Origin of the sequence: Photobacterium gaetbulicola, from assembly GCF_003025515.1 — a bacterium.
GTDB lineage: Bacteria > Pseudomonadota > Gammaproteobacteria > Enterobacterales > Vibrionaceae > Photobacterium > Photobacterium gaetbulicola.
In genome coordinates this window covers 16728-35370 of the sequence record NZ_PYME01000045.1, presented here as the reverse complement: position 1 = coordinate 35370, position 18643 = coordinate 16728, and the positions used below count along the sequence as shown (strand labels likewise).

General features: G+C 51.0%; 15 protein-coding genes. 11 read left to right on the top strand and 4 right to left on the bottom strand.

Annotation, left to right across the window (positions count from 1 at the left end):
- Nucleotides 1-341: 341 nt before the first annotated feature.
- The 6 genes from C9J03_RS25275 (at nucleotide 342) to C9J03_RS25250 (ending at nucleotide 6171) form a co-directional block, all read left to right on the top strand.
- Nucleotides 342-722, top strand: coding sequence for a YbaN family protein (locus C9J03_RS25275; protein WP_044622764.1), 381 nt, complete (start codon nucleotides 342-344; stop codon nucleotides 720-722).
- A 177-nt stretch (nucleotides 723-899) separates the two neighbouring features.
- Complete coding sequence (gene apt, locus C9J03_RS25270; protein WP_044622765.1) at nucleotides 900-1445, top strand: adenine phosphoribosyltransferase; 546 nt, start codon at nucleotides 900-902, stop codon at nucleotides 1443-1445.
- A 148-nt stretch (nucleotides 1446-1593) separates the two neighbouring features.
- On the top strand, nucleotides 1594-3822 hold the full coding sequence (dnaX, locus tag C9J03_RS25265; RefSeq protein ID WP_044622766.1) for a DNA polymerase III subunit gamma/tau: 2229 nt from the start codon (nucleotides 1594-1596) through the stop codon (nucleotides 3820-3822).
- A gap of 27 nt (nucleotides 3823-3849) precedes the next feature.
- Nucleotides 3850-4179, top strand: a complete 330-nt coding sequence (locus C9J03_RS25260; RefSeq protein WP_039467303.1) for a YbaB/EbfC family nucleoid-associated protein — start codon at nucleotides 3850-3852, stop codon at nucleotides 4177-4179.
- Nucleotides 4180-4182: 3 nt separating this feature from the next.
- Nucleotides 4183-4785, top strand: coding sequence for a recombination mediator RecR (gene recR / locus C9J03_RS25255; protein WP_044622767.1), 603 nt, complete (start codon nucleotides 4183-4185; stop codon nucleotides 4783-4785).
- A gap of 393 nt (nucleotides 4786-5178) precedes the next feature.
- Nucleotides 5179-6171 (top strand): porin, encoded by a 993-nt coding sequence (locus tag C9J03_RS25250; protein WP_044622768.1) that lies wholly within the window; start codon nucleotides 5179-5181, stop codon nucleotides 6169-6171.
- Between the two features lie 1068 nt (nucleotides 6172-7239).
- On the opposite strand, the gene C9J03_RS25240 is transcribed toward C9J03_RS25250, so the two are convergent.
- Together C9J03_RS25240 and C9J03_RS25235 are read right to left on the bottom strand one after the other, a co-directional pair.
- Nucleotides 7240-7788, bottom strand: a complete 549-nt coding sequence (locus C9J03_RS25240; protein ID WP_044622769.1) for a regulatory protein ToxS — start codon at nucleotides 7786-7788, stop codon at nucleotides 7240-7242.
- The gene (locus tag C9J03_RS25235; protein WP_044622770.1) at nucleotides 7779-8645 is read right to left on the bottom strand and encodes a winged helix-turn-helix domain-containing protein; all 867 of its coding nucleotides are present in this window, start codon (nucleotides 8643-8645) and stop codon (nucleotides 7779-7781) included. Before C9J03_RS25235 ends, C9J03_RS25240 begins: the two co-directional genes overlap by 10 nt.
- 256 nt (nucleotides 8646-8901) lie before the next feature.
- Here C9J03_RS25235 and htpG point away from each other — a divergent pair, with 256 nt between their 5' ends.
- From htpG to C9J03_RS25210, 5 genes are all read left to right on the top strand, one after another.
- Nucleotides 8902-10800, top strand: a complete 1899-nt coding sequence (htpG, locus tag C9J03_RS25230) for a molecular chaperone HtpG (protein ID WP_044624404.1) — start codon at nucleotides 8902-8904, stop codon at nucleotides 10798-10800.
- A gap of 181 nt (nucleotides 10801-10981) precedes the next feature.
- Nucleotides 10982-11626, top strand: a complete 645-nt coding sequence (gene adk, locus C9J03_RS25225; protein ID WP_039462932.1) for an adenylate kinase — start codon at nucleotides 10982-10984, stop codon at nucleotides 11624-11626.
- Between the two features lie 172 nt (nucleotides 11627-11798).
- On the top strand, nucleotides 11799-12794 hold the full coding sequence (gene hemH, locus C9J03_RS25220; RefSeq protein WP_044622771.1) for a ferrochelatase: 996 nt from the start codon (nucleotides 11799-11801) through the stop codon (nucleotides 12792-12794).
- 162 nt (nucleotides 12795-12956) lie between these two features.
- Nucleotides 12957-14261: an inosine/guanosine kinase gene (locus C9J03_RS25215; protein WP_044622772.1), complete on the top strand. Its 1305-nt coding sequence runs from the start codon at nucleotides 12957-12959 to the stop codon at nucleotides 14259-14261.
- Between the two features lie 170 nt (nucleotides 14262-14431).
- Nucleotides 14432-14968 carry an outer membrane beta-barrel protein gene (locus C9J03_RS25210; RefSeq protein WP_039462929.1) on the top strand — a complete coding sequence of 179 codons (537 nt, stop codon included), beginning with the start codon at nucleotides 14432-14434 and terminating at the stop codon, nucleotides 14966-14968.
- 72 nt (nucleotides 14969-15040) lie between these two features.
- Here C9J03_RS25210 and asnB read toward each other — a convergent pair whose 3' ends face one another.
- Together asnB and C9J03_RS25200 are read right to left on the bottom strand one after the other, a co-directional pair.
- Complete coding sequence (asnB, locus tag C9J03_RS25205; protein ID WP_044622773.1) at nucleotides 15041-16705, bottom strand: asparagine synthase B; 1665 nt, start codon at nucleotides 16703-16705, stop codon at nucleotides 15041-15043.
- 345 nt (nucleotides 16706-17050) lie between these two features.
- Entirely contained in the window at nucleotides 17051-18637 is a 1587-nt protein-coding gene (locus tag C9J03_RS25200; protein WP_044622774.1) for a cation:proton antiporter family protein, read from the bottom strand.
- Nucleotides 18638-18643: the final 6 nt, after the last annotated feature.

The following is an 18643-nucleotide window of genomic DNA, read 5'->3' as shown; positions in this document are numbered from 1 at the left end:
TGGGTCAGCGGAATCCTTTAGGGACAGCGGCATACATGCCGAACTAAGTCCGGATGTATGACTGCAATCTTAACCAGTTTGATTTTTTAGAGCGTGGGTACTTGGCAAACCGGGGCGACCATGTATGTTAAATATTTCTTCGGCTTTATTGCCGTATTGGCGCTGCCGACGTTGCCCGCTATCCTGACTTGGGTAGGCATGCTTAGCTCATAAGCATCAGCGCGTTACCCCAAGCTTGACACAAATACCAACAATCTAGTGGTTGTTGGTATTTTTGTTTGCGTTAGCATAGGTATAAACTCGTATTAATGGTAAATAGCCGTTTACTATGGTTAGGAAGAATGGTTAAAAAGACACTTTTTTTGCTGGGTGGTTGGATCTGTGTGGCTTTGGGGCTGCTCGGGGCCTTTCTGCCGCTGTTGCCGACCACCCCCTTTCTGCTGCTTGCCAGTGCGTGTTTTATGCGTGGCTCGCCAACGCTTAACCATTGGTTGCTGCACCACCCGAGATTCGGGTCGATTTTGCACAATTGGCACCATCACCGTGCGGTTTCGAAGCATGTCAAGCGAAGGGCCAATGTCATGATCGTCGCCAGCTTTGCCCTATCTGTATACCTGGTTCCTTTGCTTTGGCACAAAGTGATGCTAGTGGCCATGTTGGTGGTGCTGCTTGTTTGGTTCAACCGATTGCCTGAGCGGGATCCCCCCACACCGCAGAGCTAATTTTACTGCCAATGCTATCTGGATCATCCTATCGGGGCTGAGTGCGCCGCAATCCTTGCCCCGCTTGGGGAAAAAAATTACTATTTGAACCAGTTTTTCAGCAGTATGCCGGCATGCTGCTGTGTTGTTCAGTTATGGCTCCGCGGCCTTGCCGTTTTGGGAGCATGGAAAAATATTATGACTCAAGAAAAGCTCGCGTTGATCAAAAATAGCATCAAATCCATTCCTGATTACCCTAAGCCAGGGATCCTGTTCCGTGATGTGACGAGCCTGATGGAAGATCCGGAAGCTTACCGTGCGACAATGCAGATCCTTATCGAGCAATATAAGGGTAAAGGGATCACCAAGGTGATCGGTACTGAGGCGCGTGGTTTTTTGTTCGGGGCGCCTCTCGCGCTGGAGTTGGGCGTGGGCTTTGTGCCGGTGCGCAAGCCAGGTAAATTGCCGCGCGAAGTGATTGGCGAGAGCTATGAGCTTGAGTATGGCCAAGATACCCTGGAGATCCATGTGGATGCGATCAAAGAGGGCGACAAGGTTTTGCTGGTGGACGATCTGTTGGCAACGGGCGGAACCATCGAAGCAACGACGAAACTGGTCCGCCGCTTGGGCGGTGTAGTAGAAGATGCTGCCTTCGTTATCAACTTACCGGATATCGGTGGTGAGGAGCGCCTGAAAGGTATCGGCCTGAGTGTCTTTAGCCTATGCGACTTCGACGGTCACTAATTCTCTTCTGTTAATGCAGATGCTCAGCTCCTCTGGGTCTTATTTTTCGGGGAGCTGGCTAATCATTGGGCGCTCGTAGGCGCGTTCTCTCGCTCAAAAATCCTCCCTGTGCTAGCATTGAGTTCTTGATTCTGTAAGGTTAGTTAACATGAGTTATCAGGTTCTGGCACGTAAATGGCGCCCGCACCAGTTTGATGATGTGGTTGGTCAGTCCCACGTATTGACGGCGCTGGCCAATGCGCTTGCCCACAACCGTCTTCACCATGCCTATTTGTTCAGTGGAACGAGAGGGGTCGGTAAAACCACGATTGCCCGTATTTTTGCCAAGGGTTTGAACTGCGAGCAGGGTGTTACGGCCTCGCCATGTGGCCAGTGTCAAACCTGCCGTGAAATCGATGAGGGGCGCTTTGTCGATTTGTTGGAAATCGATGCGGCATCGCGTACCAAGGTGGAAGATACCCGGGAGCTGCTCGATAACGTTCAGTACAAACCGGCCCGTGGACGCTACAAGGTTTACCTGATTGACGAGGTGCACATGTTGTCTCGTCATAGCTTTAACGCCTTATTGAAAACGCTGGAAGAGCCGCCTGAATACGTGAAGTTTATTCTGGCGACGACTGATCCGCAGAAGCTGCCGGTGACCATTCTCTCCCGTTGCTTGCAGTTCCATCTTAAGCATTTGGACAACAGCCAGATCCAGTCACAGCTGGAAAAGGTGCTGACCAAAGAGCAAATTGCGTTTGAACCCCGGGCACTGGGCTTGCTTTCCCGTGCTGCCGAAGGCAGCATGCGTGATGCGCTGAGTCTGACCGATCAGGCAATTGCATTAGGTAATGGCCAGGTGCACGCCGATGCGGTATCTGAAATGCTCGGTACTCTCAATACCGAGCAGGCACTTTATCTGCTTGAGGCGGTAGCCAATGGCGAAGCCGCCCCAGCGATGGCTTGCCTGGAAGAACTCGCATCGGTTGGTGTCGAGTGGGACAGCTTGCTGCGCGAGATGGCCACCCAGCTCCATCGAGTGGCGATGCACCAGGCACTGCCTGCGTCATTGGACGACAGTGCGCCGGATGCGCCACGCATTACCGCATTAAGCCAAGCCGTCTCGCCACAAGAAATTCAGTTGTGTTACCAGATTGCCCTGCAGGGGCGGCAGGATCTGGCGTTTGCCCCAGATGGTCGAACTGGACTGGAAATGGTATTGCTGAGAATGCTGGCCTTCAGGCCGGTGTCGGTTAATGCGGTTACGCCGCAGCAGGTCGCTGTCCCGGCGGCACAGCCCGCCGCAGCGCCGATACAGCAGAAGCCCCAGCAACAAGCCGCCCAGCCGTCGAGTCAAGGTATTCAACGGGTACAAGCGCTAAAAGCACAGATGCATGGCGGACAACAGTCGGCTACTTCGCAGCCTCAGCACGTGCATGGCCAGCCGCAGGGCATGCCTGCGCATGAGCCGCAAGGCCATATTCATCCGCCAGCAGGGCAGGCGAGTTCTGTTCCGCCACCTGCCGAGAGTTATGGTCCGGCCGGGTATGAGCCGGTAGCGATACCTGAGTCAGTGGCACCAAATCAGGCGCATCCTGCGCCACCGGCTCAAGCGCAGTCGGTACCGGGGTCGGCTGCATCGGGATTGCTAGCGGCGAGAAACCAACTGCGCAGCAAAGCCAAACGCGACGGCAGCACGTCGGATAGCGGAAAAAAGGCTGAACCGGTACGGGCTAAAAAAGTTGCAAGCAGCAGCGTACTTGATCGTATTGCCAGTAAGCAAAACGGTCAGGTACAGGCAGCTGGAAATGCGATGCCGGTACCGGGTGCACTGAACACAGCGGCAGCGCAGCCTGGCGGTATGGAAAACGCTGGCGCAAAAGCCGCTGAATACCAGTGGCGTCCGACAACGCTTCCCGAGCCGAGTGAGGTACAGCCAGTCGTCGCGCCGACGGCATTGAAACAAGCGTTGGAGCATGAAAAAACACCGGAAATGGTGAAATTGCTTGTCAAGGAAGCTGCAAATCAGGATAGTTGGTCGGATTGGGTGACTAAGCTTAATGTTGGGCGTATGGTCCAGCAGTTGGCGCTTAATTCAGCCTTCGAAAGAGAAGGTAATCAGGTGAAATTATGTCTTCGCCCTTCTCAGCAGCACCTGGACACAGCCAAGGCACGGGAGCAACTGGCGCTGGCAATGAGTGAACTGTTTGCCGAAACCGTGTCGTTAGAAATTGAATTGAGTGATAAAGGCCGCTCGCCACTTGAATGGCGTGAGGCAATTTATCAGCAGAAACTGGATCAGGCCAAGCAGAGTCTGCTGTCTGATCCAAACGTGAATTTCATTTGTCAGCGGTTTGCTGCTGTACTTGATGAAGATAGCGTAAGACCCTTATAGATTAACCAGACCACAGAGAGAGATGATATGTTTGGTAAAGGCGGTATGGCTAACATGATGAAGCAGGCGCAACAGATGCAAGAGCGCATGCAGCAGATGCAGGAAGAGATCGCAAATATGGAAGTGACCGGCGAGTCTGGTGCTGGCCTGGTAAAAGTGACTCTGACGGGTAGCCACAGTGTACGTCGTGTTGAACTGGATGACAGTCTGATGGAAGACGACAAAGACATGCTTGAAGACCTGATCGCGGCAGCATTCAACGATGCGGCGCGTCGCATTGAAGAAGCACAGAAAGAGAAGATGGCTAGCGTAACCGGTGGTATGAATCTGCCTGCTGGCTTTAAGATGCCATTCTAATTAATGCGTACCAGTCACTTACTGGAGCAACTGATGGAGGCCTTACGGTGCCTGCCTGGGGTCGGACCCAAGTCAGCGCAACGTATGGCCTTCAGTTTGTTACAGAGAAACCGACAGGGCGGCTTGCAACTGGCCGACGCGTTGAGTAAGGCGATGACCGAAATTGGTCACTGCCGGGATTGCCGTACTTTTACCGAGGAAGAAGTGTGCGCAATTTGCTCCAATCCCCGTCGCCAGGAAAACGGTCAGATCTGTGTGGTGGAGTCTCCGGCAGATATCGTTGCGGTCGAAGCTACTGGTCAGTTCTCCGGCCGCTATTTTGTGCTGATGGGGCACCTGTCACCGCTTGATGGTATCGGCCCTTCTGACATCGGTCTGGATACTCTAGAGTTTCGTTTGCAAAACGAGCAGATCAGCGAGCTGATTTTGGCGACCAACCCGACGGTGGAAGGGGAAGCGACCGCTCACTATATTGCCGAGCTCTGCAGTGAGTATTCGACTCCGGCCTCGCGGATTGCCCATGGGGTGCCCGTTGGCGGTGAGCTCGAGCTTGTCGATGGCACAACCTTGTCCCATTCCCTGGCAGGGCGGCAAAAACTGTACTGATAGATATAAAACTTGTTTTATATAAACTTTTTTTGTCTAAAATACCAACACTTGATGTTGGTATTTTTTTGCCCTTTTTTTACTTTCTTGCCTAATCAAGCACTTAAAAAGCCAAATTTAGCTTTTTTAGAGTGGTAAAGAAATATTTAGATTTTAGCAAAAGTTGTTTTCTAAGAACTTCTATCAAAATATTCTTTAATAGAATTTCAGTTCCTAACTGATTGTTTTCATGTATTAAATAATAACGTTACTTGCCAGGTGATGATGGTTGATGGTTATAAATGCCCTTCATGCCCTTCATGCCCTTCATGCCCTTCGTTACCGGCGTATCACATAAAAAATTAATACCAAGTTTTCGACTGCTTGAAAGTCAGGGAACGATTAGGAGTGAACATGAAAAAGACAGTAGTTGCAGCCGTGATTGGCTCGGTAGTAGCTAGCGCGTCAGCAATGGCGGCAGAGGTTTATAATTCTGATGATCTATCTGTTAACGTTTACGGTAACCTGCGTGCACGTTACGAGACGACAGATAATGGTCACATGGGCGCGGACAGTACTTTCACCGGAGAAGGTACAGAGCTTGGTCTTAGCGTTAACTACTTCATGGACAACAACATGTACATCAACGGTGATGTACTAAAAGAATTCAACATCATCCCAGAAGATGGTGATGGCTCTGATGACGACGACTTCCTGAAGTTCGGCTCGGTGGCGATCGGTGGTAACTTCGGTGAATTCCGTATGGGCCGTATGTCAGCAGTACAAGATACCCTGGCGGGCCAGTACGATATCACGTGGGAGTACGGCGGTACGGCAAACATCAAATCAGATGAGGCTGCCACTGACCGTTTGACCAACGGTATCCAGTACAAGATTGATATCAGTGACTTCACTGTGATGGCGCAGTACCACACCGGCACCGAAAGCAACGGTGTTGATATCGACCAGGCGTTCGCGCTGGGTGCGGCATGGACATCGGACTTCGGCCTTGGCCTATCGGGTACCTACACCCAGTCTGAGCGTACAGTCAAGAGCATCTACGGCGATGATAAAGACACGTCTTGGACGTTGAACGCGACCTACGAATGGCAGGCCTTGTCGCTAGCGGCAATGTACTCTGACTACGATTTTGCGGGCGATGAGCAAACGGGTATTGGTGCTATGGCGCGCTACGACTTTGACATGGGCTTCGGCGTGTACGGTGTGTACGACTACGTTGATTACGACACGCAAAACGACAAGCTGAACCAGTACACCATCGGTGCGGATTACTGGGTAACTAGCCAGGTAGTTTCTTACATGGAATATGCTGACCAGAGCTTCGACAAGCGTAACGCTGGCCAGGACGACAACGCATTCACTATCGGTATGCGCCTGTACTTCTAATTTTAGATAATTGCTAGACTGTTCATTGTGTTTGGGGGAAGCTTGGCTTCCCCCTTTTTTCGTTAGAGCGGTCCTATGGATTTAACCGTGGTTCTACGAAGAAGAGCTGGCCCCACAGCCCCACAGCCCCACAGCCCCACATTTTTTCTCAGTGCTAATACTCTATCTATCTTGTGAGAGATCTCTTACAAGAGCGTGGGATATTGTGTCGATAGCTATTGGTTTTATTCGCCTTTATTTTACTTAAGTTTCTGCTTTAAAGGGTTTTTGTTGAGGGTTGTTGAGGTTTTAACCGTGTTGCATAGCAGATTTTATTTTGGGGTGGCTACTCAATATAGCCCATCGGCGTATAGTGATTGGTGTCGGAAGGAACTGACGGAACGGAACAGGAATAAGCCAAGGATTTGGTTTGTCTCAGGAAGAGACCGGTGTACCAGGAGGGTATGTCGAACAGGGACTGTGAAGGGATAGCCGAGGAACGGCAAAACGGTAACCAGGATGCTTACCGGTCAGGATGACAATGGACCACTTCAGGACGAAGTCAGGGACACCTCCAGGATGGATGTTGAGAGTCAGGATAGGATATGCTGACGGGTCAGGACGGCCACAGGACAACTTCAGGACGAAGAATAAAAGGAATCTGCTGACGGATTACAGCAATTCAATGGAATGATGCAGGGAGCACCACAGTAGCGGGATTGCTGCAAGTAAGACCTAAGGGCGCAACGAAAGTTGCGCCCGTTCTTTTTTTTGCTTCGCAAAATCGGCCTTATGGTGAAGTGGTTCTATGGCCCTATGGGTTTAAGAGCGACTCTGTGCTCTAAGAACTGTACAAGATAAAGAAATTTTCATTGATTAATATTTTAAATCAATAACTTGACAGCATGCTGAGGCTAGGGAAGGTTTTCATCACCTCATCACCTCATCACCTCATCACCTCATCACCTCATCACCTCATCACCTCATCACCTCATCACCTCATCACCTCATCACCTCATCACCGCTTCCAAAAAACAAAACGCCCAATGGCTGGGCGGTTTGAACACAGGCTAAGTGCGGATGTGCTGGTTACAGCGAGTACAGGATATGCGAGCCGTAAGAGAGGCTGGTGAGTAAGATGGTCTTCTCATTGATGATATCCATACGGCGGCTTTGCTGGGCATCCATACGGTAGAGTTTGTTGATGATCTTCAGGTGCTCTGGCTGGAAGTCTTCATTGGTACCTGAGGTGATATCCTTAAACTCGGTAGGCTCAGTCAGTAGGTACTTACCGCTGACATCCCAGTTGCCAGACTCCGAGATGTGAATGGTTAGCGGTTGCTCGTTGTCACTGAACAGCCTCATTAGCGTGATCCGTGAGTAGGTGCTGTTTGGCAGGTAGACCACATGGCTGGTCTGTTCAACGCGGCGCAGCATGCCGAGCTGCTCCAGTTCGGTTTCTTCGATGCGGCTGACGGTCCTTGACTGCCATTCTCGGGAGATCAGCAGTTGCTCGAGCTTGTAATCGCTCGAGTAGTACAACCAAGCACTGAATAAAGCAGAGAGGCCAACCAGGATAAATGCCCAATATTGGTAAATGAAGTGCCTAACCGACTTCTTAGGAGTATCTACTGACATATTGCAAGGTTGTCCTTTTGGCTGGTCAACAGACGCAGAGTGACATTCTCTGCTGGGTTTTCTAGGGAGTGGACGTAGTTAACCCAGAGCTGGGCATTTTGTCCCCCAGACACAATGATTTCCATCGGTCGCCTGTCATCTGGGTGGTAATCAAGATAGCTCTCAACGCATTGGGTGATCATCTTTTCCCACTGTACCAGTGACGGGTGATTGATTGGAGTCAGTACCGGGATATCATCAACCACGGCAAAAGGCTCGAAAGCGGCAGATTTGGGCGGCACGCTCAGGTTAACAATGATAGGTAGCAACAGAGCAACCAATACCAGCACACCTGAAATCGCAACCAGTGGCAAAGGTTTGTTCTGGCGATGCATGCGATGCGCTGCAGTATAGGTTTTGGCCGGAGCGGCTTGCTGGCTGTGCTCGAACAGCTCTCGTTCGGTCTCGGACGGTTCGTCCAGCTTGTCGGCAAGAGCTTCAGCTTGTTCGGCACTGGCTGTGGTGGCGATCTCTGACAGGGACTCGACCATTGCAATCATCTGGTAACCGCGTTTTGGCACGGTTTTGATGAATTCCGGTGACTTGGTCGAATCTTTCAAGGCCTTGCGTAAGGTAGAAATAGCCTGAGTCAGGCTGGAGTCATCCACTTCAAACCCTTGCTCGCGCCAGACATAGTCATGCAGGCGAGTACGGGTAATGATGGCGCCCGGATCTTCGATCAGTAAGCTCAGAGCCCGGCTTTCATTACTACCTAGTCGGGTCAGTTCATCATTTTCATGTTGGTCAATTAAGCTATTGTCATAGGGGTCAAACAAAAAACGTTGACCAATTAGGAATTTACTTTCTAATTTATTCATTTTTAGCACCAAGGGTACACTATCTGCGCATATCATACGCCTTTACCCTGAATCATATCTGAATGTAAAAATTATAAAAAACGGCTCTGAAAAAACATCAAAAACATAAAACGTACATTTTAGGTTGAAATCATAATGTTTGACCACATGTATATAGCTAAGTCACTTGGATTAAAGTGAAATCTAAAGGGTAGCAGCCAGGAATACGGCTGTTTTAGATCCCCGAATGTTGATTGATACAAGTTTCGGAGTTGAAATGAGCGAACAAACTATCCACAAAAATAAGGAAACCCGTGGTTTTCAGTCTGAGGTAAAGCAGCTGCTGCAACTGATGATCCATTCTTTGTATTCCAACAAAGAGATCTTTTTGCGTGAGCTGATTTCTAATGCGTCCGATGCAGCCGACAAACTGCGTTTTCGTGCATTATCTCAGCCAGACTTGTATGAAAGCGATGCCGAGCTTGGCGTCAAGCTGTCCTTTAACGAGCAGGCGGGTACGCTAACGATCAGCGACAATGGTATTGGTATGAGCCGTGATGATGTGATTGAGCATCTGGGGACGATTGCCAAGTCGGGCACCAAAGACTTCTTTGCCAAGCTGAGTGAAGACGAGTCGAAAGACTCGCAACTGATTGGCCAGTTTGGGGTGGGTTTCTATTCCGCGTTTATCGTTGCCGATTCAGTCACGGTCAATACGCGTGCAGCTGGTGTCGCGGCGGATCAGGCGGTGTCTTGGCAGTCAAGCGGTGAAGGTGACTACACGGTTGAAGATATCACCAAAGAGACCCGCGGTACTGACATTGTGCTGCACCTGCGTGAGGAAGAGAAAGAGTTCCTGAGCGAGTACCGCCTGCGTGACATTATCGGCAAATACTCTGACCATATCGGTATTCCTGTTCACATCCAGACTGTGGAGCGTGACGAGGAAGGTCAAGAGACCGGCCGCAAGTGGGAACAAATCAACAAGGCGCAAGCGCTTTGGACCCGCAATAAGTCAGATATTTCTGAAGAAGAATACAAAGAGTTTTACAAGCACGTTTCTCACGACTTTGCCGAGCCGCTGACCTGGAGCCACAACCGGGTGGAAGGCAAGCAGGACTACACCAGCCTGCTTTATATTCCGTCTAAGGCGCCATGGGATCTGTACAACCGCGAGAGCAAGCACGGCTTGAAGCTGTATGTCCAGCGTGTCTTCATCATGGATGATGCCGAGCAGTTTATGCCATCTTACCTGCGCTTTATGCGTGGCTTGATTGACTCGAATGATCTGCCGCTGAATGTGTCGCGTGAAATCCTGCAGGACAATAAAGTCACGCAATCATTGCGCAAGGCATGCACCAAGCGTGCGCTGACCATGATGGATCGCTTGGCGAGCAATGATGCTGAGAAATACCAGACATTGTGGAATGAATTCGGCCAGGTATTGAAAGAGGGACCGGTTGAAGATTTCGCTAACCGCGAGAAGATCGCAAAACTGCTTCGCTTCAGCTCGACTCATGCCGAAACAGTTGAACAAACCGTGTCGCTAGCTGACTACATCGAGCGCATGAAAGAAGGCCAGGATAAGATTTACTTCCTGACCGCCGATAGCTTCAGCGCGGCCAAGAACAGTCCGCATTTAGAGCAGTTCCGTGCCAAAGGGCTTGAAGTGTTGTTGATGCACGACCGTATTGACGAGTGGTTGATGGGCCACTTGCCAGAGTTCGAGGGCAAGCAATTCCAGGCGATCACCAAAGCAGATCTTGATCTTTCAGCTTTCGAGCAGGAAGAAGAGAAAGAGAAGCGTAAGGAAACGGAAGAAGCCTTCCAGTCAGTGGTTGAACGTACCAAGACTTACCTTGGCGAGCGGGTGAAAGATGTACGCACTACGTTCAAGCTAAAAGAAACGCCAGCAGTGGTGGTGACTGACGAAAACGAAATGGGTACTCAAATGGCGAAATTGCTGGCGGCTGCAGGCCACGACGCGCCAGAGGTGCAGTATATCCTCGAGCTTAACCCTGAGCACCCGCTGGTTAGCAAAATGGCCGATGAAGCTGACGAGGAGATTTTCGGTCGTTGGGTAGAGATGCTATTGGGTCAGGCGATGCTGGCTGAAAAAGGCACGATGGACGACCCGTCCCAGTTCTTGGCGGCGGTTAACAAACTGCTGGGCTAACGGCGGAACCATGGTGCGGGTAGGGTAGAACTAAGGTCTAATCGCCTGCTACCGGTGTCAAATTGTATTCTGATAAAGCATGTAATCGCTGCCCAGTCAGGGGACTGGGCTTGCGACTGTGCCATAATCAGTGTATTTTTCACTTCTTTGAAAACTCCATTCAAATCTAAAGGGGAACAAGATGCGCATCATTCTTCTGGGCGCTCCAGGTGCAGGTAAAGGTACTCAGGCACAATTCATCATGGAGAAGTTTGGTATTCCACAAATCTCTACTGGTGACATGCTTCGTGCAGCAATCAAGGCAGGTACTGAGCTAGGTAAACAAGCGAAATCCGTCATTGATGCTGGCCAGCTTGTGTCAGACGACATCATCCTTGGTCTGGTTAAAGAGCGTATTGCTGAAGACGACTGTGCAAAAGGCTTCCTGCTTGACGGCTTCCCACGTACGATTCCTCAGGCTGACGGCCTGAAAGAAATCGGTGTTGATGTTGACTACGTGATCGAGTTTGACGTAGCTGACGATGTGATCGTTGAGCGTATGGCAGGCCGTCGTGCCCACCTAGCTTCTGGCCGTACTTACCACGTTGTCTACAACCCGCCTAAGGTTGAAGGTAAAGATGACGTAACCGGTGAAGATCTTGTTGTTCGTGATGACGACAAAGAAGAAACAGTACGTGCTCGCCTAGGTGTATACCACGAGCAGACTGCACCTTTGATTGCTTACTACAACAAAGAAGCAGACGCTGGCAACACTAAGTACCTGAAGTTCGACGGTACTCAGCCTGTAGCCGCTGTAAGCGCAGAGCTGGAAAAAGCACTGGCTTAATTGCAAGCTGCTTAGCAAGTTCATAAACGGGCTGGCCATTGGGTCAGCCCGTTTTTTTATGTGGGAGAAATGATCGTTATTCGCGATTGAGGTGTAACTTACTGAATAGAAAACTGATACAGTTATAGGCTGTAACTTGATTGATGATTACCGCCGTTGTGTGAAGGATGATATGAGCGAGCAAAGCATAGATAACAATATTCAAACCCGCCCATATGGGGTGCTGCTGGTAAACTTGGGGACGCCTGATGAAGCAACACCGGCAGGGGTGAAGCGATTCCTGTCCGAATTCCTCCATGACCACCGGGTGGTCGATATGAACCGCTGGCTTTGGTGCCCGATCCTACATGGCGTGATATTGCCGATCCGTTCGCCGAAAGTAGCCAAGCTCTACCAGTCGGTATGGATGGACGATGGTTCGCCCCTAATGGTGTACTCGAAGCGCCAGCAGCAGGCACTGTCCGAACAGCTGGGAGTGCCGGTTGAATTGGGGATGACCTACGGTAACCCGAGTATGCTCGATGGATTGGATGCCCTCAAGCGGCAGGGGTGCGAGCGCGTGCTGGTACTGCCGCTGTATCCGCAATATTCGCGGACGACGACCGCGGCGGTGTTCGACAAGGTGGCGAAGGTGCTGAAGGCGAGGGCGGATATTCCTGAATTGCGCTTTGTAAACCACTACTACGATCATCCTGGCTATATTGCCGCTCTGGCAGAATCAGTCGAGTCTTTCTGGCAGCAAAACGGCAAAGCCGACTATTTGCTGTGTTCTTTCCATGGAATTCCGAAACGTTATGCCGACCATGGCGATCCATACCCGCAGCACTGCAACGGCACTACCGCCTTGCTGGCGGAAAAGCTCGGTATGCCGCGCGAGCAAATGAGCATGAGCTACCAGTCGATATTCGGCCGTGAAGAGTGGCTCAAACCCTATACCGAAGGCACCATTAGGGAGCTGGCGCAAAAAGGGGTGAAGCGACTAGATGTCATTTGCCCGGCTTTTTCCGTTGACTGCCTGGAAACCCTGGAAGAAATTGCCGAGGGGTGCAAAGAGGTATTTCTCGAGGCTGGCGGGGAGAGCTTCAATCTGATCCCTTGCCTGAATGACAATCCCGCCCACATTGATTTGATGGCCTCGCTGGTACAGCAACACAGCCAAGGCTGGTGAGGAACAGCCCATAGGCCACGGGTGTCGACAATGGTGAACACCCTGTATGGGAATCTTGCCTGCATCAGGGCCAAGCTCTCGCATTCTGTGAGAGCTTTTTCTTTTTTGTTCTATATTCTGTGATAGAATTCGCAAAAATTTTTCAACAGACAGCTCATTGACATGAAATTTCCAGGCCAACGCAAATCTAAGCACTACTTCCCGGTCCATGCTCGTGATCCCCTTCTTAGCCAAGCTAAGCAAGACAAGCGACTGACACGTACGCATATTGTCGGCATTGATCAGACTCTTGTTGATATTGAAGCATGTGTCGAAGACGAATTCCTGGAACGCTATGAGTTAAGCAAAGGCCACTCGCTGGTGATCTCCGACGAGAAAGCCGAAGCGCTTTACCGCGAGTTGAAAGACAATGATTTGATCAGCCACGAGTTCGCTGGTGGTACGATCGGTAATACCTTGCACAACTATTCGGTACTGGCTGATGACAAATCTGTTCTGCTGGGCGTGATGAGCAAAGATATTGAAATCGGCAGCTATGCCTACCGTTATCTGTGCAACACTTCAAGCCGTATGGATATGAACTACCTGCAGCCGGTCAATGGCCCGATTGGCCGTTGTTTCGCCTTGATCTCCAAAGACGGCGAACGTACTTTCGCGATCAACGAAGGCCGCATGAACCAGCTGGAACCAAGCAGTATTCCTGAAGATGTTTTCAAGCGAGCCTCTGCGTTGGTGCTGACGGCCTACTTGGTACGTTGCAAAGACGGTGACCCAATGCCAGCGGCAACGATGAAGGCCATTGAGTACGCCAAGAAGCACGATGTTCCGGTGGTGCTGACTTTGGGCACCAAGTTCGTGATCGAAGACGACCCACAGTGGTGGCGTGACTTCCTGCGTGATCACGTGACGGTTGTTGCGATGAACGAAGACGAAGCCGAAGCCCTGACTGGTGAGTCTGATCCGCTAATGGCATCAGAGAAAACGCTGGAGTGGGTTGACTTGGTACTGTGCACTGCTGGCCCTGTTGGCTTGTACACGGCGGGCTACACCGAAGATGAAGCCAAGCGTGAAACCAGCTTGCCTCTTCTTCCGGGTGAAATCCCAGAGTTCAACCGCTATGAGTTTAGCCGCCCAATGCTGAAGACAGAATGTCAAAATCCGATCAAGGTGTACTCGCACATTGCACCGTACATGGGTGGCCCTGAGCGTATCAAGAACACCAACGGTGCCGGTGACGGCGCATTGTCGGCGTTGCTGCACGACATGTCTGCCAACCGCTACCACAAAGAAAACGTGCCGAAATCAAGCAAGCATCAGTTTGACTTCCTGACTTACTCGTCGTTCTCGCAGATCTGCCTGTACTCGAACCGCGTGAGCTACGAAGTACTGGCCCAGCATTCGCCGCGTCTGTCTCGCGGTCTGCCGGAGCGTGAAGATAGCCTGGAAGAGGCATACTGGGAGCGTTAAAGGCCCAGGCGGAACAAGAAAAGGTCAACTTCGGTAGGCCTTTTTTTTCAGCCTTGAAGTGCTTAATTTACTGATCGTTCTTTATTAAGAATAAAAACACTAAGCGGCAGGCGCTTTTTTGTTTTTGCACCTATGATTATTTTGGAGTTCATACCAAGGAGAGAATAATCATGAAAAAACATGCAGTGGCAATGGCAGTGATCGCCGTATTGGGGGCACCCTCAGCGTTTGCGGCAGTCACTCTGGAGCAGGGCACGCAGGAATTTGCCCTGCAGGGTAGTTTGGATCTTGATTATGTCGATGATTACCTGTTCGTGCTCAATACGTCCTATGGGTATTTTATCCGCAATAACTGGGAAATTGGTGGGGTACTGGATGTCAGCATGAGCGATAGTACCCAGCAGTTCCAACTGGGTGCTTTTACGGAGTACAACTTCACCAACAGCACCAACTGGGTGCCTTACCTCGGGGCAGCGGCCCAAGTGGCCAACCTTTCCGGTGATGATGGTGATTTTGATTTTGATTTTGAAGATGTCACGGCACTGAACATCAAGCTTGCCGGTGGTGTGAAGTATTTCATCAACCCACATGTCGCAATAAGTGCCGAGGTGAACTACAACATTGCCACCGATGATATCAGTGTGACTAAAGACGGTGTTGAAGACAGCTTTACCCGCTTTATCTTTGGTACCCGCTTTTACTTTTAGTGTCTGATACGTGAAATCAAAAAACGAGAGCCATTTGGCTCTCGTTTTCTCTTTAGGTGGTTGTTTCGTGTATTAGTAGGCTTCGTTGTGTACGGCAGCTACCGCACGGCCTGATGGGTCAGCACTGTTCTTGAAGCTTTCATCCCATTCAATGGCCTTGGCACTTGAACACGCGATAGACGGGCCGCCCGGTACGCACTTCGCCGCATCTTCCAGTGGGAACAACTCTTCGAAGATCTCACGGTAGGCGTAAGCTTCCTTAGTGGTCGGCGTGTTGTATGGGAAGCGGAACTTCGCCGTTTCAAGCTGCTGATCAGAGACTTTGGCTTCAGCCACTTCCTTCAGGGTGTCAATCCAGCTGTAACCTACACCGTCCGAGAACTGCTCTTTCTGGCGCCATGCCACTGATTCTGGCAGGTAATGGCCGAAGCATTCGCGGATGATGTGTTTTTCCATCTTGCCGTTGCCGCACATCTTGTCTTCAGGGTTCAGTCGCATTGCTACTTCCAGGAACTCTTTGTCTAGGAACGGTACGCGCGCTTCGATACCCCAGGCCGCCATCGACTTGTTGGCACGGGCACAGTCAAACATGTTCAGTGCCAGCAGTTTGCGTACGGTCTCTTCGTGGAATTCTTTGGCGTTTGGCGCCTTGTGGAAGTACAGGTAGCCACCGAACACTTCATCTGCCCCTTCTCCCGATAGCACCATTTTGATCCCCATCGCGCGGATTTTACGCGACATCAGGTACATCGGCGTTGATGCGCGGATCGTCGTGACATCGTAGGTTTCGATGTGGTAAATCACATCGCGGATCGCATCCAGGCCTTCCTGAATGGTGTAAGTCAGTTCGTGGTGAACGGTACCGATATGCTCGGCCACTTCTTTGGCCGCTTTGAGATCCGGGGCGCCTTCAAGGCCAATGGCAAAGGAGTGCAGCGTTGGCCACCAGGCATCAGACTCTTCGTTGTCTTCGATGCGCCGTGCCGCAAACTTCTTGGTGATAGCAGAGATCACCGATGAATCCAGGCCACCGGACAGCAGCACACCATAAGGAACGTCTGTCATCAGCTGGCGTTTAACCGCACTTTCCAGTGCCTCCGAGAGGGCAACTTTGTCTGTTTTGGCATCGGCAACGGTATCAAACTCCATCCAGTCACGCTTGTAGTAGCGCACGGGTTCGCCGGCTTTGCTCCACAGGAAGTGGCCTGGAGGGAATTCGCTGATTGTCTTACAGACTGGGACCAAAGCCTTCATTTCCGAGGCAACATAGTAGTTACCGTGTTCATCATACCCCTGGTATAGCGGGATGATACCGATATGGTCACGGCCGATCAGGTAGGCATCTTCTTGCTCATCGTACAGGATAAAGCCGAAAATACCGTTGAGGTAATCCAGCAGCTCCGGACCTTTTTCTTTATACAAAGCCAGGATAATTTCACAGTCAGACTCGGTCTGGTACGAGTAGTCCGGTGCAAACTCTGCACGTAGCTCTTTGTGGTTGTAGATCTCGCCATTGACCGCCAGCGCATGTGTCTTGTCAGCATTGTACAGAGGCTGCTCGCCGCTGTTTAGGTCTACGATAGCCAGACGCTCATGCACAAGGATGGCTTTATCCGATGAATAAATGCCAGACCAGTCTGGGCCGCGGTGGCGCATTTTTTTAGACATTTCCAATGCGGTTTGACGCAATGCGGTTGCATCACTCTTGATGTCTAGGATCCCAAATACTGAACACATACTTCCTACCCCAAAATTAACTAATATTGCTATCCGTGAAATTGTCGGAACCAGCGTGGCGATGAACGCTACCTTGATGTCGGCTTGTTGTGTATGCCGTTAGTACTCTGTTAAGCGCCAGGCAGATCTTGGCCACGTCTTTGCTGTCCTTTCGTTAATTGTTAAAATTGCGTATTCAATAATAAATTGCAACCTTCAACTTCAAATCAACAAACAAAAAGAGCTAACAGTGAATAAAATTTAAAAATAATAAAAAATACCGAATTTTATTTAACTGTGGGTGATATTTTGCACACAAAAACAAACGGCAGCCGAAGCTGCCGTTTTGGTTAGAAGCGATAACAATTAGTTTGACTTAATTTGCGGCGTCAAATGTTCGCACACATGACGGGCGAAACCGCTACCGGCTTCTTGGTAGATATTGAAGGCGGCATCGACCCCTAAAGCGGTCAACTCTTGCTCCTCGTCACTGTATTTGGCAATAGCTGCAATCTGCCCCTGATAGTTGCGCTCGCGAATTTGCTCCAGGGCAAAGCTGTTGGCATGGCTATGAGGCATGGCGAGCAGGATCAGTTTGATATTTTGTTTGGAAATAACCCGCGCCCAAAAGTCAGGGTCGGTGGCATCGCCATGGATCACATGGCGGCCTTCCTCTTGATGCTGCAAGACCGAATCTTCCCGCGTTTCGACCCCGATGATGTTATTGCCATAGGTCTCGACCAGTTCGTCATAGGCGCCACTGCCGATCCGGCCCATGCCCAAGATCAGGATCTGCTTGTCGCCCAGGTCAATCAGGCGATCACTGGCATTGAGCTTTTCCGGTTCGAACTCTTTGAGCCATTTCGAGGCATCTTTGTATAGGCGGTGGCCCAGGCTGTTGAGCGGTGCCGCGATAAGGAAAGAGAGCGAGACCGCAATCGCGATAGCGACCAGAAAGCTGCCCGGTAACATCCCCATCTTGTAGGCGAGGCCGCCGACGATGAGGCCGAATTCGCTGTAGTTAAACAGGGTCAGGGTGCCGAGCAGGGAGGTACGGACCCGGTAGCGGAACAGGTTGAAGATGACGTAGTACAAGATCCCCTTTAGCGGCAGCATTACCATCAGTAGCAGTGCCATCAGCAGTCCGTCGAGGGTCGGTTGCTCGGCCAAGCCAATATTGAGGAAGAAGCAAACCAGCAGCAGCTCTTTGAGGTTGAACAGCGACTTGGACATCTCTGATGACTTGGGGTGGGCCGCGAGCATCATTCCCATGATAAGCGCACCGAGATCGGCTTTCATGCCGACCAATTCAAACAGGCCAGCACCGGTAACCAGCGCAAGGAAGACGCCGTAGAGTACCAGCATCTCGCCGTGGCCGGCACGATCGAGGATTTTGAACAGCGACGGGCGTAGCAGCGGCAGGGCAAATAAGGCAAGGGCCGTGATTTCCGGGATCTTGCCGGTTGAGACGGTCAGGAAGATCACCGCAAAGATATCCTGCATAACCAGGATCCCGATGGCGAGGGTACCGTAAGTGGCATTAAGCTCGCCTTTTTCCTGTAGCACCTTGATTGCAAATACCGTGCTGGAGAACGACAGGGCGAAGCCCAACAGGGCCAGCTGGGCGACCTCCAGATCGGCCATCATGCCAATGCCGAGCTGCTTGAGGATCAGCAAGGCGAGGGTAAATAGGCCGGTCGTGAGCAGATTGTGCAGGGTGGCGCCGCCCCATATTTCCTTGGCGAGCAGGGTTTTGACATCGAGCTTCAGGCCGATGGTAAATAGCAGTAGGGTGACCCCAAGATCCGCGAGGGTGGTCAGTACCGGGGTGGAGGTATAGCCTGCCGTGTTTAGGGCAAACCCTGCGACGAGGAAGCCCACCAGTGGGGGCAGTTTGCACCGCAGTGCGATAAAGCCGGCCAAGAAGGCGGCGATAATATAGATAAGTTCCATGCTAGG

Excerpts from the sequence above, each read along its gene's own strand:
- C9J03_RS25275 (WP_044622764.1), top strand. The coding sequence starts at position 342 with ATGGTTAAAAAGACACTTTTTTTGCTGGGTGGTTGGATCTGTGTGGCT.
- apt (WP_044622765.1), top strand. The coding sequence starts at position 900 with ATGACTCAAGAAAAGCTCGCGTTGATCAAAAATAGCATCAAATCCATT.
- dnaX (WP_044622766.1), top strand. The coding sequence starts at position 1,594 with ATGAGTTATCAGGTTCTGGCACGTAAATGGCGCCCGCACCAGTTTGAT.
- C9J03_RS25260 (WP_039467303.1), top strand. The coding sequence starts at position 3,850 with ATGTTTGGTAAAGGCGGTATGGCTAACATGATGAAGCAGGCGCAACAG.
- recR (WP_044622767.1), top strand. The coding sequence starts at position 4,183 with ATGCGTACCAGTCACTTACTGGAGCAACTGATGGAGGCCTTACGGTGC.
- C9J03_RS25250 (WP_044622768.1), top strand. The coding sequence starts at position 5,179 with ATGAAAAAGACAGTAGTTGCAGCCGTGATTGGCTCGGTAGTAGCTAGC.
- C9J03_RS25240 (WP_044622769.1), bottom strand. The coding sequence starts at position 7,788 with ATGTCAGTAGATACTCCTAAGAAGTCGGTTAGGCACTTCATTTACCAA.
- C9J03_RS25235 (WP_044622770.1), bottom strand. The coding sequence starts at position 8,645 with ATGAATAAATTAGAAAGTAAATTCCTAATTGGTCAACGTTTTTTGTTT.
- htpG (WP_044624404.1), top strand. The coding sequence starts at position 8,902 with ATGAGCGAACAAACTATCCACAAAAATAAGGAAACCCGTGGTTTTCAG.
- adk (WP_039462932.1), top strand. The coding sequence starts at position 10,982 with ATGCGCATCATTCTTCTGGGCGCTCCAGGTGCAGGTAAAGGTACTCAG.
- hemH (WP_044622771.1), top strand. The coding sequence starts at position 11,799 with ATGAGCGAGCAAAGCATAGATAACAATATTCAAACCCGCCCATATGGG.
- C9J03_RS25215 (WP_044622772.1), top strand. The coding sequence starts at position 12,957 with ATGAAATTTCCAGGCCAACGCAAATCTAAGCACTACTTCCCGGTCCAT.
- C9J03_RS25210 (WP_039462929.1), top strand. The coding sequence starts at position 14,432 with ATGAAAAAACATGCAGTGGCAATGGCAGTGATCGCCGTATTGGGGGCA.
- asnB (WP_044622773.1), bottom strand. The coding sequence starts at position 16,705 with ATGTGTTCAGTATTTGGGATCCTAGACATCAAGAGTGATGCAACCGCA.
- C9J03_RS25200 (WP_044622774.1), bottom strand. The coding sequence starts at position 18,637 with ATGGAACTTATCTATATTATCGCCGCCTTCTTGGCCGGCTTTATCGCA.